General features: G+C 70.9%; 18 protein-coding genes. 14 read left to right on the forward strand and 4 right to left on the reverse strand.

What is annotated here, in order from left to right:
- The first annotated feature begins 123 nt into the window (after nt 1-123).
- Genes LY41_RS18835 through cds1 form a run of 3 tightly spaced genes read left to right on the forward strand, consistent with a single transcriptional unit; the run spans nt 124 to nt 2186 of the window.
- Complete coding sequence (locus LY41_RS18835; protein ID WP_253865403.1) at nt 124-600, forward strand: Lrp/AsnC family transcriptional regulator; 477 nt, start codon at nt 124-126, stop codon at nt 598-600.
- Between the two features lie 3 nt (nt 601-603).
- Nucleotides 604-1113, forward strand: a complete 510-nt coding sequence (locus tag LY41_RS18840; protein WP_253865405.1) for a DUF4229 domain-containing protein — start codon at nt 604-606, stop codon at nt 1111-1113.
- 5 nt (nt 1114-1118) lie between these two features.
- Entirely contained in the window at nt 1119-2186 is a 1068-nt protein-coding gene (gene cds1 / locus LY41_RS18845) for an L-cysteine desulfhydrase Cds1 (RefSeq protein WP_253865581.1), read from the forward strand.
- Nucleotides 2187-2330: 144 nt separating this feature from the next.
- Here the strand turns inward: cds1 and LY41_RS18850 are convergent, their stop codons facing one another.
- Complete coding sequence (locus LY41_RS18850) at nt 2331-3203, reverse strand: 1,4-dihydroxy-2-naphthoate polyprenyltransferase (protein WP_253865407.1); 873 nt, start codon at nt 3201-3203, stop codon at nt 2331-2333.
- A 371-nt stretch (nt 3204-3574) separates the two neighbouring features.
- Here LY41_RS18850 and LY41_RS18855 point away from each other — a divergent pair, with 371 nt between their 5' ends.
- On the forward strand, nt 3575-4378 hold the full coding sequence (locus LY41_RS18855; RefSeq protein WP_253865409.1) for an alpha/beta hydrolase fold domain-containing protein: 804 nt from the start codon (nt 3575-3577) through the stop codon (nt 4376-4378).
- A gap of 33 nt (nt 4379-4411) precedes the next feature.
- Here LY41_RS18855 and LY41_RS18860 read toward each other — a convergent pair whose 3' ends face one another.
- Nucleotides 4412-5683 (reverse strand): AMP-binding protein, encoded by a 1272-nt coding sequence (locus LY41_RS18860; protein WP_253865411.1) that lies wholly within the window; start codon nt 5681-5683, stop codon nt 4412-4414.
- A gap of 168 nt (nt 5684-5851) precedes the next feature.
- Here LY41_RS18860 and LY41_RS18865 point away from each other — a divergent pair, with 168 nt between their 5' ends.
- Entirely contained in the window at nt 5852-6007 is a 156-nt protein-coding gene (locus LY41_RS18865) for a helix-turn-helix transcriptional regulator (RefSeq protein ID WP_253865413.1), read from the forward strand.
- 124 nt (nt 6008-6131) lie between these two features.
- On the opposite strand, the gene LY41_RS18870 is transcribed toward LY41_RS18865, so the two are convergent.
- Nucleotides 6132-7055: a 1,4-dihydroxy-2-naphthoyl-CoA synthase gene (locus LY41_RS18870; RefSeq protein ID WP_253865415.1), complete on the reverse strand. Its 924-nt coding sequence runs from the start codon at nt 7053-7055 to the stop codon at nt 6132-6134.
- A 48-nt stretch (nt 7056-7103) separates the two neighbouring features.
- On the opposite strand from LY41_RS18870, the gene menD reads away from it, so the two are divergent.
- Together menD and LY41_RS18880 are read left to right on the forward strand one after the other, a co-directional pair.
- Complete coding sequence (gene menD, locus LY41_RS18875; protein WP_253865416.1) at nt 7104-8834, forward strand: 2-succinyl-5-enolpyruvyl-6-hydroxy-3-cyclohexene-1-carboxylic-acid synthase; 1731 nt, start codon at nt 7104-7106, stop codon at nt 8832-8834.
- A 141-nt stretch (nt 8835-8975) separates the two neighbouring features.
- Nucleotides 8976-9446, forward strand: a complete 471-nt coding sequence (locus LY41_RS18880) for a DUF3592 domain-containing protein (RefSeq protein ID WP_253865417.1) — start codon at nt 8976-8978, stop codon at nt 9444-9446.
- 77 nt (nt 9447-9523) lie between these two features.
- Here the strand turns inward: LY41_RS18880 and LY41_RS18885 are convergent, their stop codons facing one another.
- Complete coding sequence (locus tag LY41_RS18885; RefSeq protein WP_253865419.1) at nt 9524-10351, reverse strand: inositol monophosphatase family protein; 828 nt, start codon at nt 10349-10351, stop codon at nt 9524-9526.
- A gap of 307 nt (nt 10352-10658) precedes the next feature.
- Between LY41_RS18885 and LY41_RS18890 the strand changes: the two genes are divergently transcribed.
- The 7 genes from LY41_RS18890 to LY41_RS18920 all read left to right on the forward strand — a co-directional run bounded on the left by LY41_RS18890 (nt 10659) and on the right by LY41_RS18920 (nt 14893).
- Nucleotides 10659-11777, forward strand: a complete 1119-nt coding sequence (locus tag LY41_RS18890; protein ID WP_253865421.1) for a glycosyltransferase family 4 protein — start codon at nt 10659-10661, stop codon at nt 11775-11777.
- Nucleotides 11778-11942: 165 nt separating this feature from the next.
- Nucleotides 11943-12497 carry a hypothetical protein gene (locus LY41_RS18895; RefSeq protein WP_253865422.1) on the forward strand — a complete coding sequence of 185 codons (555 nt, stop codon included), beginning with the start codon at nt 11943-11945 and terminating at the stop codon, nt 12495-12497.
- 5 nt (nt 12498-12502) lie between these two features.
- Nucleotides 12503-13138 carry a DUF3558 domain-containing protein gene (locus LY41_RS18900; RefSeq protein WP_253865582.1) on the forward strand — a complete coding sequence of 212 codons (636 nt, stop codon included), beginning with the start codon at nt 12503-12505 and terminating at the stop codon, nt 13136-13138.
- Nucleotides 13139-13157: 19 nt separating this feature from the next.
- Nucleotides 13158-13370 (forward strand): hypothetical protein, encoded by a 213-nt coding sequence (locus tag LY41_RS18905; RefSeq protein WP_253865423.1) that lies wholly within the window; start codon nt 13158-13160, stop codon nt 13368-13370.
- Between the two features lie 32 nt (nt 13371-13402).
- Nucleotides 13403-14014 carry a DUF3558 domain-containing protein gene (locus LY41_RS18910; protein WP_253865425.1) on the forward strand — a complete coding sequence of 204 codons (612 nt, stop codon included), beginning with the start codon at nt 13403-13405 and terminating at the stop codon, nt 14012-14014.
- A 19-nt stretch (nt 14015-14033) separates the two neighbouring features.
- Nucleotides 14034-14246: a hypothetical protein gene (locus LY41_RS18915; protein ID WP_253865427.1), complete on the forward strand. Its 213-nt coding sequence runs from the start codon at nt 14034-14036 to the stop codon at nt 14244-14246.
- Nucleotides 14247-14284: 38 nt separating this feature from the next.
- Complete coding sequence (locus tag LY41_RS18920) at nt 14285-14893, forward strand: DUF3558 domain-containing protein (protein ID WP_253865429.1); 609 nt, start codon at nt 14285-14287, stop codon at nt 14891-14893.
- Nucleotides 14894-14906 lie beyond the last annotated feature (13 nt).

The raw sequence follows: 14906 nt of genomic DNA on the forward strand, positions 1-14906 counted from the left end.
GTTTGCCGAGTAAAGAGGAGGTAATGGACAAACGGGCCGGTTCGGACATTTTCCCAGGTCGTGGTGCTGCCGGGATCGAACCCGGACGGGCGTCGTGCGTCAGGTGGCCTTTAGCGTGGCCGCGTGGATCGTCTCGACCGTCAGATCATCGCCGCCCTCCGGGACAACGGCAGGGCGACGTACGCCGACATCGGCAGGACCGTCGGGCTGTCGCCGTCGTCGGTGCACGAGCGGGTCGGCAAGCTCGAGGCCGCGGGCGTCATCACCGGGTACCACGCGACGGTCGATCCGCGCTCGGTCGGCCTCGGCGTGACCGCGCTCGTCGGTATCCAGCCCACGGACACGGCCTCCAACGACGAGATCGCCGACGAGCTGGTCGGGCTGGCCGAGGTGGAGAGCTGCTACGCCGTGGCGGGCGACGAGGCGTTCGTGGTCAAGGTGCGCGTGGACACCGTCGACGAGCTCGAGCACACGCTCGGCAGGCTCCGCCGGATCGACGGCGTCGCGCGCACGCGCACGACGGTGGTGCTGTCCACCCGGTTCGAGGGCAGGCCCAACAACCGTCTACTCGACGCCGAGGACGACGGCGTAACCTCGTAAAACGTGAACGCACCGGCATCGTCGGCCGCCGCGGCCCCGTCGCGGCTGGGCCGGGACCTGACGTTGTACCTGCTCGCGCGGTTCGCGCTCGTCGTGGCCATCGCCGCGGTGCTCACGGTCGCCGGAGTGCCGCTGCTGGTGGCGGTGCTCGTCGCGCTGGTCGTCGGCCTGCCGCTCGGCATGCTGCTGCTGCGTGGTCTGAACGCCCGCGTGACCGCCGGGCTCGCCGCACGGAACAAGGACCGCGCCCGCGAGCGCGCCCGGCTGCGTGCCGAGTTGCGCGGTGAACGCATCGAGACGGATGCCGGTACCGACCCGGAGGACACGGACGCCGCTGCCGAGGCGGACGGCTCTGCCGAGGTTGACGCCGGTACCGAGGTTGACGCCGGTACCGACTCCGGCACCGATGCGGATTCCGCCGGTGACGCGACGGTGGACGGTGCTGCGGACGCGGAGGACGAGAGCTCCGACGGTGGGGCCGGGTCCCCGACGGGAAAGAAGGCGGACGAGTGACCGCGGTGCCGGAACGGCGCTGTTGGGTGCGCGAGGCCATCCGCATCATCGAGGCCGACGCCAACCGCTCCGCCGACACGCATCTGCACGTCTTCCCGCTGCCGCCCGAGTGGGGCATCGATCTCTACCTCAAGGACGAGTCGGTGCATCCCACCGGCTCGCTCAAGCACCGTCTCGCGCGCTCGCTGGTGCTGTACGGCCTCGTCAACGGGCAGATCGGGCCGGAAACGACGCTGATCGAAGCCTCCAGCGGCTCCACCGCCGTGTCCGAGGCCTACTTCGCGCGGATGCTCGGCCTCGACTTCGTCACCGTCGTCCCGCGCAAGACCAGCCAGGAGAAGATCGACCTCATCGAGTTCTACGGCGGGCGCTGTCACTTCGTGGACGTCCCGGTCGCGATGTACAGCGAGGCCGAGCGGCTCGCCTCCGAGTGCGGTGGGCACTATCTGGACCAGTTCACCTACGCCGAGCGGGCCACGGACTGGCGCGGCAACAACAACATCGCCGAGTCGGTGTTCGCGCAGCTGGAGCTGGAGCGGAATCCCGTGCCCGCGTGGATCGTCGTCGGCGCGGGCACCGGGGGCACGAGCGCCACGTTCGGCCGCTACGCGCGCTACCGCCGCTACGACACCCGTATCGCGGTCGTCGATCCGGAGAACTCGGCGTTCTACGGCGCCTGGGAGACCGGCACCCGCGACTACGCCACCGGCATGCCGTCCCGCATCGAGGGCATCGGGCGGCCGCGGGTGGAGCCGTCGTTCGTGCCGGAGATCATCGACGACATGATCCGGGTGCCCGATGCGGCGTCCCTGGCGGCCATCCGGTTCCTGCGCGAACGCACCGGGCACTGGGCGGGCGGTTCCACCGGCACGAACCTCTACGGCGCGTTCACGATCATCGCGCGCATGCTGGCTGCAGGGGAGCGGGGCAGTGTGGTGACGCTGCTCTGCGACGGCGGCGACCGCTACGCCAACACCTACTACGACGACACCTGGATCGCCGAGCAGGGCCTCGAACTCGAACCGCACCGCGACGCCCTGTACCGCTTCCTGGACACGGGCCGCTTCCCGTAGGCGGGGACCGGCGCCCCGGTGTCCCGGTGCCCCGAAGGGCACCTTCGGGGCACCCAACACAGCCACGCGTCAGCGTTCCCGTGAGGGGTGGTGGCCGGGCCCGCGGGCGGGCGCCTCACCTGTTCCCTTTGCGGGGTACTCGGACTACGACAGGGCGAGGGCGGCGCCGGCGAGGACGGCCCACGCCAGCATCGCGATGCCCGTGTCGCGCAGTACCGGGACCAGGTCCAGGCCCGTGCGGCCGCTCGCCACCGTGCGCACCGGTGCGACCAGCGGCGCCGCGGCCGCCAGCGCGATGAACGCGAGCGGATGCGCCACCCCGAGAGCCACCGTCACCAGCACGGACACCGTGGCCAACGCGACGTACAGCCAGCGCGAGCGCGTGTCCCCGAGCAGCACGGCCAGAGTGCGCTTGCCCGACTCGGTGTCGGTGGGAATGTCGCGCAGGTTGTTGGCCACCAGCACCGCCGAGGACAACGCGCCCACCGCGACCGCGCAGCCCAGCGCCTCCCAGCTCACCGCGCCCGCCTGCACGTACACCGTGCCCAGCACCGCGGCGAGCCCGAAGAACACGAACACGGTGACCTCGCCGAAGCCCTTGTAGCCGTACGGGTTGCGCCCGCCGGTGTAGAACCACGCCGCGGCCAGGCACATGCCGCCCAGCAGCAGGAGGCGCCAGTGCCCGGTCGCGATGACCAGAGCCAGGCCGAACACGGCCGCCGCGCCGAGGCAGCTCACGGCCGCCGTCAGCACCTGGATCGGCAGGGCGGCACCGGACCCGACGAGGCGCAGCGGGCCCACCCGATCGGCATCGGTACCGCGGACGCCGTCGGAGTAGTCGTTGGCGTAGTTCACGCCGACGATCAGGGCCAGCGCCACCAGCAGTGCCAACAGGGTCCGCCACCACGAGAACGCCCCCAGCTGGGCGGCCGCGCCGGCACCGGCCAGTACGGGTGCGACGGCGTTGGGCAGCGTGCGCGGACGTGCGCCTTCGATCCACTGTGCGACTGTCGCCATGTCCGCATTCTTTCGCGGGCCGGATGCGGCCCTGTCGGCAGGCGGGGCTCGAGCCCCCAGGGGCACTGTGGTTGCGCCCTCCCGTCTGCCCGACCACCACCCTTCAAGGTGGCGCTGACCGACGGCTGCTCTGCTGGAATGTCTTCCGGCGGGTACTGTCGTCGATCGTTCGCCCTCACGCAGCGCGATTACGCGTTCCCGACACCCCGGAGCTGGCTCTGATGCGCCTTCCCGAACGGGTCATCCCCCTGTATCTCCGTGCCACCGGCAGGAATCGCGTGTTCCGCTCTGCCGGACATGCGCGCGCCCACGTCGACCGCCTGGCGCTGCGGCCCCGCTCTTACGCACCGCCGCGTCGGCTCGGTTCCCCGGTGACCGTGGATGTCTCGCGCCGCGACGGCTGGCCGGTCTATCGCGTACATCCCGTGGACGCCCGGCCCCGGGGATCGGTGGTGTACATCCACGGCGGAGGCTGGGTGAACGAGATCGCCGCGGCGCACTGGCGGCTGGTGGCCCAGATCGCCGCCGAGGCCCGGACCACGGTGGTGGTGCCGATCTATCCGCTGGTTCCGTTCGGCACGGCGGAGGCCGTGGTGAACGCCGTCGCCGACCTCGTCCGGGAGGTGGGCGAGGTGCACGGGGAGGTACGACTCGCCGGTGACTCCGCCGGGGGCCAGATCGCACTGTCCGCCGCGATGGTTCTGCGGGACCAGCACAGCGTCACCCTGCCGAGGACCCTGCTCATCTCGCCGGCGCTGGACCTCTCCTGGTCGAATCCGCGGATCCCGCAGGTCCAGCCCGACGATCCCTGGTTGGCGGTGCCCGGCGGCCGCGTCTTCTCGGACCGCTGGCGCGGCGAGCTGCCCACCGAGGACCCCCGCGTGAGCCCGCTCGCCGGGGATCTGGCGGGGCTCGGCCCGCTCACCGTCTTCAGCGGCTCCCACGACGTCCTCAACCCGGACGCGCACCTGCTGCGCGACCGTGCGAGAGCTGCAGGGGTCGAGACGGAGTTCCACGAGGGGGAGGGGCTCGTGCATGTCTACCCGCTGCTGCCCACCCGAACGGGCGAGGCGGCGCGGTCGATCATCGTCGAGCGCCTCACGGTCGGATCATCGTCGAACGGGCCGGAGGACGCCGAGCGTTCGGCAGCGTCGACGAGCATCCGGATGTCGTAGCACTCCAGCCGGTTCAGCAGCACTCCAGCCGGTTCAGTCGTCGAAATGGGCGCGGACCGCGGCGCGGTCGACCTTGCCCGGGCCGATCAGCGGCAGCTCCGGCAGTTGCCGCACCAGCTTCGGCACGGCGGCGCGGCCGAGACGGTCCCGGACGAGCGCGCGCAGTTCCTCCTCCAGGGCCTCGGACGGCTTCCCCTCGGTACCGGAGCCGTCCGCGTCGTCGGCGCCGGTCGTGGCCGCCCCGGGGACGATCACCGCGGCGATCCGCTCGCCCCATTCCGGGTCCGGCACCGCCACGACGCACGCCGCGCGGACCTTCGGGTGGGCCGTCAGCGCCGCCTCGACACCGGCGGCGGGCACCTTCACTCCGCCGGTGTTGAGCATGTCGTCGATCCGGCCGAGCACGGCGAGGGTGCCGTCGTCGTGGAGCGCGCCGACGTCGTTGGTGCGCAGCCAGCCGTCGGCGGTGAACGCCTGCCGGGTGAGGTCGGGGCGCAGGCGGTAGCCGTGGCTGAGCATCGGGCCCGAGAGTTCGATGCGATCGCCGTCGCCGAGCCGGACGGCCGCACCCTCGAGGGGAATCCCGTCGTAGACGCAGCCGCCGGCGGTCTCGCTCATGCCGTACGACGACACGGCACGTACGCCCGCGTCGGCGGCGCGCCGGGCGAGCTCGTCGTCGAGCCGGGCGCCGCCGAGGACGATCGCGTCGTAGGCCGCGGCGGCCTCCACCGCCTCCGGGCCCGCGGCGAGCAGCCGGGCGAGCTGGGTGGGCACGAGCGCGGTGTAGTACGGCCCTTCGGAATGCGGACCGGGCGCGCCGAGCAGGTCACGCGTGGCGGCGGCGAACGCGTCGGGGTGGAAGCCCTCCGCGATGTCCAGCGTCGTCGGCGGCATCCCCGCGAGCTGCGCGCGCGTGAGCACCTGCAGTCCGCCGACGTAGTTCGCGGGGGTGGCGAGCAGCCAGCGGCCGGGGCCGCCGAGCCGGGCGTGCGTGGCGCGCGCCGAAGCCAGCAGTGCCGACGCCGACAGCAGCACACCTTTCGCCTCGCCGGTCGACCCGGACGTCGGGATGATCACCGCGGTCTCCGGTTCGACGTCCGGCTCGACGCCGGGTTCGAGGCCGGGGTCGGCAGCGGTGTCCGGTCCGGTGGGCTCGCCGGGTGTCATCGCTTCGCGCAGGCTCTCGGCACGCGGATTGCGGGGATCCAGCGGCAGCAGCGGTTCGCCGCCGTCGAGCGCGGCGCGCAGCGCCCCGTCGAGCTCGGCGACCGACGCGGGCGAACCGTCCGTGTACACGACCTGCACCGCACCAGCGTAGGCGCCCGCCACCGCGGATCGTGATCACCCGCCGTCCCGTGTCGGCCGAGTGCGGCGACCCGAAGGTCGCTACAGCGTCCGCACGCATCCGCATCGACGATCAGTGGCGCAGCTGCTTCAGCCGGACCGATGCCGGATCCGAGGAGGTCGAGATCATTGACCACCACTGACAAGGCGCACGAGCCGATTCACCCGGGCCAGATCCTCCGGGAGGAGTTCCTCGAACCGCTCGGCGTCAGTGTCAACCGGCGCCTCGCACTGGCCGAGATCGGCGACCTCGACACCATCACGCCGACGGCACCCGCCGGCTGACCCTGGCCGTCGTGCGCGATCCCGGACGGGCAACGATCGCCGTCCGGGCTCGCGCACGTGTCCCGCGGCGTGCGGGGCTCGTGACCTCTGCGGATCAGTAGTGGGCGGGTCAGTAGTGCGCCGGTCAGTAGTAGTACGGGTGGTCGGTCCAGTCGGGCTCGCGCTTCTCGAGGAAGGCGTCCCTGCCCTCGACCGCCTCGTCCTGCATGTACGCCAGCCGCGTGGTCTCGCCCGCGAACAGCTGCTGGCCGACGAGCCCGTCGTCGATGAGGTTGAACGAGTACTTGAGCATGCGCTGGGCCGTGGGCGATTTGCCGAGCGTCTGCAGGCCCCATTGCAGGGCGGTCGACTCGAGTTCGGCGTGCGGCACGGCCTTGTTGATCGCCCCCATCGCCTCCGCGTCGGCTGCGGAGTAGGCGGCCCCGAGGAAGAAGATCTCCCGCGCCTTCTTCTGCCCGACCTGCCGCGCCAGGTACGCCGAGCCGAACCCGCCGTCGAACGATCCGACGTCGGCGTCGGTCTGCTTGAACCGGCCGTGCTCGTCCGAGGCGAGTGTGAGGTCGCACACGACGTGCAGCGAGTGCCCGCCACCCGCGGCCCAGCCGGGAACCACCGCGATGACCGGCTTCGGCATGAACCGGATCAGCCGCTGGACCTCGAGGATGTGCAGCCGGCCCGCGCGCGCCGGATCGACCGTGTCGGACGTCTCGCCGCTCGCGTACTGATACCCGGACCGGCCCCGAATACGCTGGTCACCACCGGAGCAGAACGCCCAGCCGCCGTCGGAGGGCGACGGGCCGTTGCCGGTGAGGAGCACGCAGCCGACGGCGGAGCTGGTTCGCGCGTCCTCGAGCGCGCGGTACAGCTCGTCGACCGTGTGCGGGCGGAACGCGTTGCGCACCTCCGGACGGTCGAACGCCACACGGACGACGTGCTTGCCCGAACGGCTCTCGGTGGAACGGTGGTAGGTGATGTCGGTGAAGTCGAACCCCTCGACGGGCGTCCACGCGGCCGGGTCGAACAGTTCGGATACCTGGGTGTCATGCACGCCTGGGACAATAGGCGGTTCCACCCGAACAGCCGAGGGGGCTCGCACGTGAACCCTTCCACCGCGCAGGCGAGGGTCATCGTCGACGAGCTGGTGCGCAACACCGTCTCGCACGTCGTGCTGTGCCCCGGGTCGCGCAACGCGCCGCTGTCGCTCGCGCTGTCCGACGCGGAGACGGCGGGCAAGCTGACCCTGCACGTGCGCATCGACGAACGCGGCGCCGGATTCCTCGCACTGGGGATCGCGGCCCGCACCGGACGTCCCGTCGCGCTCGTGTGCACCTCGGGGACGGCGGCGGCCAACTTCCACCCCGCGGTGCTCGAAGCCGACCGCGCCGGGGTGCCGCTGATCGTGCTCACCGCCGACCGGCCGCCGGAACTGCGCGCGGCCGGCGCGAACCAGGTGATCGACCAGCAACGCCTCTACGGCGGTGCGGTGCGCTACTTCGACGAGCTCGCCGTCGCCGAAGCCCGCGCGGGGCAGAACGCCTACTGGCGCAGTCAGGTCTGCCGCGCCTGGAACGCGGCCTACGGCGAGTGGCGGTGCGGCCCGGTCCACCTGAACGTGCCCTTCCGCGAACCCCTCGTGCCCGCCGCGGGCGACGACAGTGGCGGGGCGTCGGGCGGTGTCTCCGTCGGCTCGGTGGGCGGTGTCTCCGCCGGCTCCGAGTGGTACGAACCTCTCGACGGCAGGCCCCGCGGCGCGCGTTGGACCGAGCTGCCCGAGTACGGCGCCCTGCCGTCGTTCGTGATGCCGTCCACGCGGCAGGGCCTGGTCATCGCCTGCGACGCCGGGGTGCACGCGGCGAGCGAATGGGCCGCCGAACACGGCTGGCCGGTGCTGTCGGAGACCGGCGGCCTCGGGCTGGGCGGCGACACGGCGATCCCCGGCGGGCCGTGGCTGCTGGGCGTCGAGGAGTTCCTGGCCGAACACAAACCGGAACAGGTGCTGTGCATCGGCAGGCCGACGGTGTTTCGCCAGGTGCAGCGGCTGCTGTCGGATCCGGCCGTCGAGGTGCTGCTCGTGCGCCCCGATTCCGACTGGCCCGCGCCGGCCCACAACGTGCGCCAGGTGGGGCAGTGGTTCGACGCGCCGACGAAACCGTCCGACCCGGAGTGGCTCGCGCGCTGGCAGTGCGCCGACGCCGCGGCGGTCGAGGCGGTCCACGACACGCTCGCGCGCGAGCCGTGGCCCAGCGGACTGCGGGTCGCCGAGGAACTGGTGCACGGCCTGCCGCGGGATTCGCTGCTCGTGGTCGGCTCGTCGAACCCGGCGCGCGACGTCGCGCTCGTCGGTGGCAGGCGGCCCGACGTCCTCGTGCACCGCAACCGCGGAGTGGCGGGCATCGACGGCACCGTGTCGACCGCCGTCGGCGCCGCGAGTGTGCACCGCGGGCCGTCGTACGCGCTGCTCGGCGACCTGACGTTCCTGCACGACAGCAACGGCCTGCTCATCGGTCCCGCCGAGGACCGTCCCGACCTGGCGATCATCGTCGTGAACGACGACGGCGGCGGCATTTTCTCGCTGCTGGAGCAGGGCGCGCCGGAACACCGCGACGGGTTCGAGCGGATCTTCGGCACCCCGCACGGCGCCGACCTCGGCGCGCTGTGCGCGGCCTACGGGGTGCCGTACCGCCGAGCGGGCGACCTCGAGGAGTTCCGCGCCGCGCTGGCGCCCGAACCGGGGCTGCGGGTCATCGAGGTGCGGGCCGACCGGAGCCGTCACCGCGAGCTGCACGCCGCGCTGCGCGATGCGGTGACGGCGGCCGTCTCCGGCTGAGCCGGCAGTGCAGCGTGGTCGTAATCGTTTCCCGTCCTGGCGCGCTGTGCGTGCCCTGGTGGGTGCCGAGCCGGTGGTGGTCGCCTCTCCGGCGCGGGTGGTGGACGGAGACGGGCGGGAGGGAGAACTAGGATCCCGGGCGTGACCGCTTCCGATCCGCGCAGGCAACGTGCGTGGCGTATCGGCGCGTGGGTCGTGCTCGGCCTCGCGCTGCTGATCACCCTCGAATGCGCTGTGCTGTCCGCGGGTGCGTGGGTCAACGACCGCGACATCGCCGAGAACCACGGCGCCGCCGTCGCCCAGGTCGAGCAGGTCACGTGGGATCGCACCCTCATCCGCTTCGACACCCCCGACGGCGAATCGCACAACCCCGACCTCGGCGTGCTGTACCCGCAGGGGCTGAGCCAGGGGCAGCTCGTGCGCGTCGAGTACGACACCACCGAGCCGGACCTGGTGAAGGTCGCGGGCCGCACGTGGGTGCTCACGCTGCTGCCGACGGGCACGACCGCGCTGTTCACGTGGCTGGTCGCCGGGCCGTTGCTGTGGCTGCTGCGACGGCAGGCGGGCGGGCGCATCGCGCCGCACCGTCGCCGCAGGCAGGCCGCGGCCTGACATCGTCGCGTCGGGCTCTGCCGCGCACCACGTGGACAACCGCACGACCCGAGCCCGGCCCGCCGGCCGGCGGGCCGTCACTCCCGGCAGCTCGACCACCAGGAGAGGACCTCGTCGGCCACGTCAGGGGCCGCCACGAGGACCCCGTCGGGCGGCAGCACCGCGGTGCCGCCGCGGCGGTCGAGCACGACGGCGCCCGCTTCGACGGCCACTCCGAGCGCACCCGCGATGTCCCATTCGCGGTATCCGTGCAGTACGGCGGCGACCGCGTGCCCCAGCGCGACCTGTGTGACCGCGAGTGCCGACGAACCGAGCACGCGGGTGCCGGTGTGGGCGGCCGCCGCGCTGTCGAGGAACCGTGACAGGCCCGGCCACGCATTACCGCCGCTGAGCTCGGTGCACACGATCGAGCCCGCCGTCCTGGTACGTCCCGGCACCTGGACGAGCGTGCCGTTGGCGCGGGCCCCGCGGCCGCGCCCCGCGGTGTAGATCTGCCCCCGGTACGGGTCCGCCACCACACCGACGACCGGACCGTCCGCGTCGACCAGCGCGAGGCTGTAGGAGCACCACGGAATGCCCGCCACGTAGTTGGCCGTGCCGTCCACCGGATCGACCACCCAGCGGTACTCGGCCCCGTCAGCGCCCGTGTCGTCGTCGTACTCCTCGCCGACCACCGGGATGCCGGGAAACTCCGCGGCCAGCACGCGGCGAGTGTGCCGTTCCAGGGTGCGGTCGGTGTCGGTGACCCAGTCGAATGGCGATTCCTTCGTGGTCGGCCGTGCGCCGCGGCCCGCTGTCGCGGTGATCACGTCGGTGGCGTCGGTGGCGAGGCGGCCTGCCACTTCCAGTGCGCGGGAGAGCAGTCCGGGGTCGACCGTGCGCAGCGTTCGGGACGAGAGGGTCATGCCGCTCCAATGTGGCGGCGGCGAGTGACCTGCGTGCGACGTGCAGGTGACACCCCACCCGCGATCCGACGACGACTCGACCGAGGGACGCCACGTCGTGCCCCGAAGGGCACCTTCGGGGCGCTCAAAGCCCCGAATCTTCCCCTCGTGACGGGCCGCTCCTCCCGTGACGGTGCCTCTCCGGCGACGGCTGCACCGGCGACGACGGCACCGGGCATACGGCACCGGCGACAGTGTTCGGCGCGCGTTCCCCGGCGCGTTACGCGGGAGTGGCGGGACGGCCGCCGGAGCCGGGAACGCTGGGCCCGTGCGCGTTGCCATCGTCACCGAGAGCTTCCTGCCGCAGGTCAACGGCGTGACCAACTCCGTGCTGCGGGTCGTGGAGTACCTGACGTCCCGCGGTGACGACGTGCTGGTCGTCGCGCCGGGTGCCGGACCCGAGGAGTACTGCGGCGCGCCGGTCGTGCGGGTGCCCGCCGTGGACCTGCCGGTGGTCGACACCCTGCCGGTGGGCGTGCCGACGCGCACGGTGCTGACGGCGCTGGCGGCCTTCGGTCCGGACGTGGTGCATCTGGCGTCGCCGTTCGTGGTGGGTGCGCGCGGGCTGGCAGCCGCCCGCCGACTCGGCGTGCCGACGGTTGCGGTGTACCAGACCGACATCCCCGGATTCGCCGAGGCGTACGGGCTCGGGCTCGGCGCAAGGGCGGCGTGGCGGTGGGTGCGCAGGCTGCATTCGCGGGCCGATCGCACCCTCGCGCCGTCGTCGGACTCGGCACACCAGCTGCGGCTGCACGGCGTTCCGCGGGTGCATCGCTGGGGACGTGGGGTGGACCTCGAGCGGTTCGACCCCGCCCACGCCGACGCGGACCTGCGTGCCGAGCTGGCCCCGGACGGCGAACTGCTCATCGGCTTCGTCGGCAGGCTCGCCCCGGAGAAGGAGGTCGGCAGGCTCGCCGCGCTCGCGGCTGTTCCCGGGGTGCGGGTGGTGATCGTCGGCGACGGCCCGGAACGCGAATCGCTGCGCGAGGCGCTGCCCGGTGCGGTGTTCCTCGGGGTGCGCTACGGCGACGAGCTCGCCCGCAGCTACGCGAGCCTCGACGTGTTCGTCCACACCGGACCGCACGAGACGTTCTGCCAGACCGTGCAGGAGGCGATGGCCTCGGGCCTGCCGGTGATCGCACCGGCCGCGGGCGGCCCGCGCGACCTCGTCGACCACGGCTCGACCGGGTACCTGCTGCCCCCGGAGCCTGATGCGTTCGCCCACATGCTGCCCGGCGTGCTCGACCTGCTGCGCGATCCGGACCGGCGCAGACGGCTGGGGGAGGCGGGCCGCACCGCGGTGCTCGGCCGCACCTGGCCCGCCGTCTGCGGGAAACTGGTGGGCCATTACGACGCGGTCCGCGGCCAGATCCTGCGAGCGGCGTGAGGACGTCCCGCACGCGCGGGTGCGGCGATCCGGTGTGAGCGTCCGGTCGGTCGGGGATCGCTGTGATTCAGCTCGCTGATCAGGTATTTTCCTCCCGGAGTGTCAGCTCTCCGTTACGCTGGGCTGCTGCACGACCTGAGGTGAGCAACGGGGGAGGGTTCGGACATGTCCCAGGGCAACGACGGCGGTGCCGGTGCGTTCGCCGGTGCCGAAGCCAGTGGCGAAGTCAGTATCGAAGGCAGTACAAGCGGCAGTGGCGAAGCCAGTACGAGGGGCAGTGGCGAAGCGAGTACGAGCGGCGGCAGCTTCTGGGACCAGGCGATGTTCGCGGTGAAGGGCGACAAAGGATCCGCGACTGCCGAGGGTTGGCTGAAGGGCGACGTGACCTCCGGTCCGGGTTCCGGGGGATTCGAGATGGACCCGGAGAGCGCCGAAGACATGGTCAAGCAGGCCAAGTCGATCGCGATGGAGATGCAGGAGCAGTATCTCAAAGCTGAAGGATTGATCAAAAGCGAGCCGCCCGCCAAAGACCCCGGTAGTGAGGCGTTCCAGTCGGTCGCGGTCCCGATGTTCGGTCTCGGTGCTGACAGTGTCAAGGCGCAGTGGCAGCGCTATACCGACATCGCGGTGAAGCTGGAGAAGGCGCTCGAGATCTATAACGAGACGGACGAGCAGGCGGGCAAGGACGCGAAGAAGTCCAGCGGAGGGCTGCTCGGTTGAAGTACGTGGTCAGGGCCGCGGCGTTGGCCGCCGTGGCGATGGTGGCGACGGCGTGCGGGAGTGAGTCCGACGGTCAGCCGCAGCCGGAGCCTTCCAGCCCGGCGGAATCGACTACGTCGGCAGCTCCGAGCAGCGCCGCGGACGACGACCGGGAGCTGCCGCACAGCGGGGCACCCGCCGTGAAAAACCCGCTCCCGAAGTCCGTCCTCGACGGTGACCCGTGTACCGATGCGCTGACGAAGGCCCAGGTGAAGGAGTTCCTCGGGGGTGCGGCCACGAGTGACGATGCAGACGAGCCGAGACTGGGACCAGGGTGTAGCTGGTCGAACCAGGACACTTTGGCCTCATTCGTCCTGAACTACGACGTTGCGGATGGTCAGGGCTTGAGCGGCGCGTATGCCAACGCCAAACGGCGGAGGGAATTCAACGAGATCGAGCCTTTCGAGGGTTTTCCCGCGGTGCAGTACCACGAGAGCGACGTGGACCGCACATGCACCACTGTGGTCGGGCTCGCAGATGAGTACGGATTGGTCATGTCGTTAGCCATCGGCCCCAATCGCGCTGAAGAGGTCCAGGACCCGTGTGACGCGGGTCGCATGGTGATGGAACGTGTCGTCGGCAATCTGAAGGCGAAGGCCTGAACCGTACGAATCTGGCCTGATGCCGTCCCAGACGAAAGGCGTAGCGGGGACGCTGCTCGGTTCTGAGGAGGATCTGGCCGAGTCGGATGCGGCCGTGCGATTCGTGATCGCTGGGACGCAGCGCTACACCGACATCGCGGTGAAGTTGGAGAAGGCGCTCGAGGCCTACTACGAGACGGACGAGCAGGCGGGCAAGGACGCGAAGAAGTCCAGCGGAGGGCTGATCGATTGAGGTACCCGGTCAGGGCCGCGGCGTTGGCAGCTGTGGCCGTGGTGGCGACGGCCTGCTCGAGTGAGTCCGACGGCCAGGCGCAACCCCAGCCGTCCAGCCCGGCCGCGTCAACCGTGACGGCAGCGCCGAGTAGCGCCTCGGACGACCACCAGGAGCTGCCGCACAGCGGGGCGCCCGCCGTCACGAACCCGCTCCCGAAGTCGACCCTCAATGGCGACCCATGTGCAGATGCCCTGACTGGCGGCCAGGCCGAGGAACTGCTGGGCGAAGGAGTCTCGGCTGAGCGGGATGACCTGGAGGAAATTGGTGTGGGCTGTTATTGGTCGAACCAAGATACGAGGGCGTCGTTCAGCCTTCGCTATGCAACAGCTGGAGGCGACGGGCTGAGTGCGGATTACGCCAATGCCAAACCCAAGATGGCCTTGTTCAACGAGGTCGATCAAGTCGAGGGGTTCCCCGCTGTCCAATACAAGGAGAGCACGGATGATCTCATGTGCACGACTTCGGTCGGTCTGGCCGACGAATATTCCCTGATATCGACGTTGTCTGTGGGTACGAATGGAGCTGAGGAAGGCGACGATCCGTGCGAAGCGGGTCGCATGGTGATGGAACGTGTCGTCGGCAATCTGAAGGCGAAGGCCTGAATCGTACGAATCTGGCCTGATGCCGTCCCAGACGAAAGGCGTAGCGGGGACGCTGCTCGGTTCTGAGGAGGATCTGGCCGAGTCGGATGCGGCCGTGCGATTCGTGATCGCTGGGACGCAGCGCTACACCGACATCGCGGTGAAGCTGGAGAAGGCGCTCGAGGCCTACTACGAGACGGACGAGCAGGCGGGCGAGGACGCGAAGAAGTCCAGCGGAGGAATGTTCGGTTGAGGTGCCCGGTCAGGATCGCGGCGTTGGCTGCCGTGGCGATGGTGGCGACGGCGTGTTCGGGTGGTGAGTTCGACGGCCAGGCGCAGCCCCAGCCGTCCAGCCCGGCCGCGTCGACTGTGACTGCCGCCCCGAGTAGCGCCTCGGGCGACGCCCAGGAGCTGCCGCACAGCGGTGCGCCTGCCGTCACGAATCCGCTCCCGAGGTCCGTCCTCGATGGTGATCCGTGTAGCGATGCGTTGACGAAGGCCCAGGCCGAGAAGTTCTTCGGTGACGCCGTGACGAGCGAGGACGCCGACGAACCACGGCTGGGACCGGGGTGTCGCTGGTCGAACCAGGAGGCTCTGGCGGGGTTCACGCTGAACTACGCCACTGCGACCGGTGGAGGACTCAGTACGGCCTACGCCAATATCAAGCCGCAGGCCGACCACTTCGCGGAGGTTGAACCCATTGACGGTTTTCCAGCAGTGCAGTACTGGCATAGCGACGACAAACGAACATGCTCGACCGTAGTCGGCATCTCGGACGAGTACGCCGTGATCATGACCTTGGGCGTCGGTTCCAAGAGTGCTGAGGAGGGCGACGATCCGTGTGAGGCTTCGCGCATCGTGATGGAACGGGTCGTGGGCAATCTGAAGGCGAAGGCCTGAACCGTACGAATCT

Origin of the sequence: Prauserella halophila, from assembly GCF_024171895.1 — a bacterium.
In the GTDB taxonomy this organism is placed as follows: Bacteria; Actinomycetota; Actinomycetes; order Mycobacteriales; family Pseudonocardiaceae; genus Prauserella; species Prauserella halophila.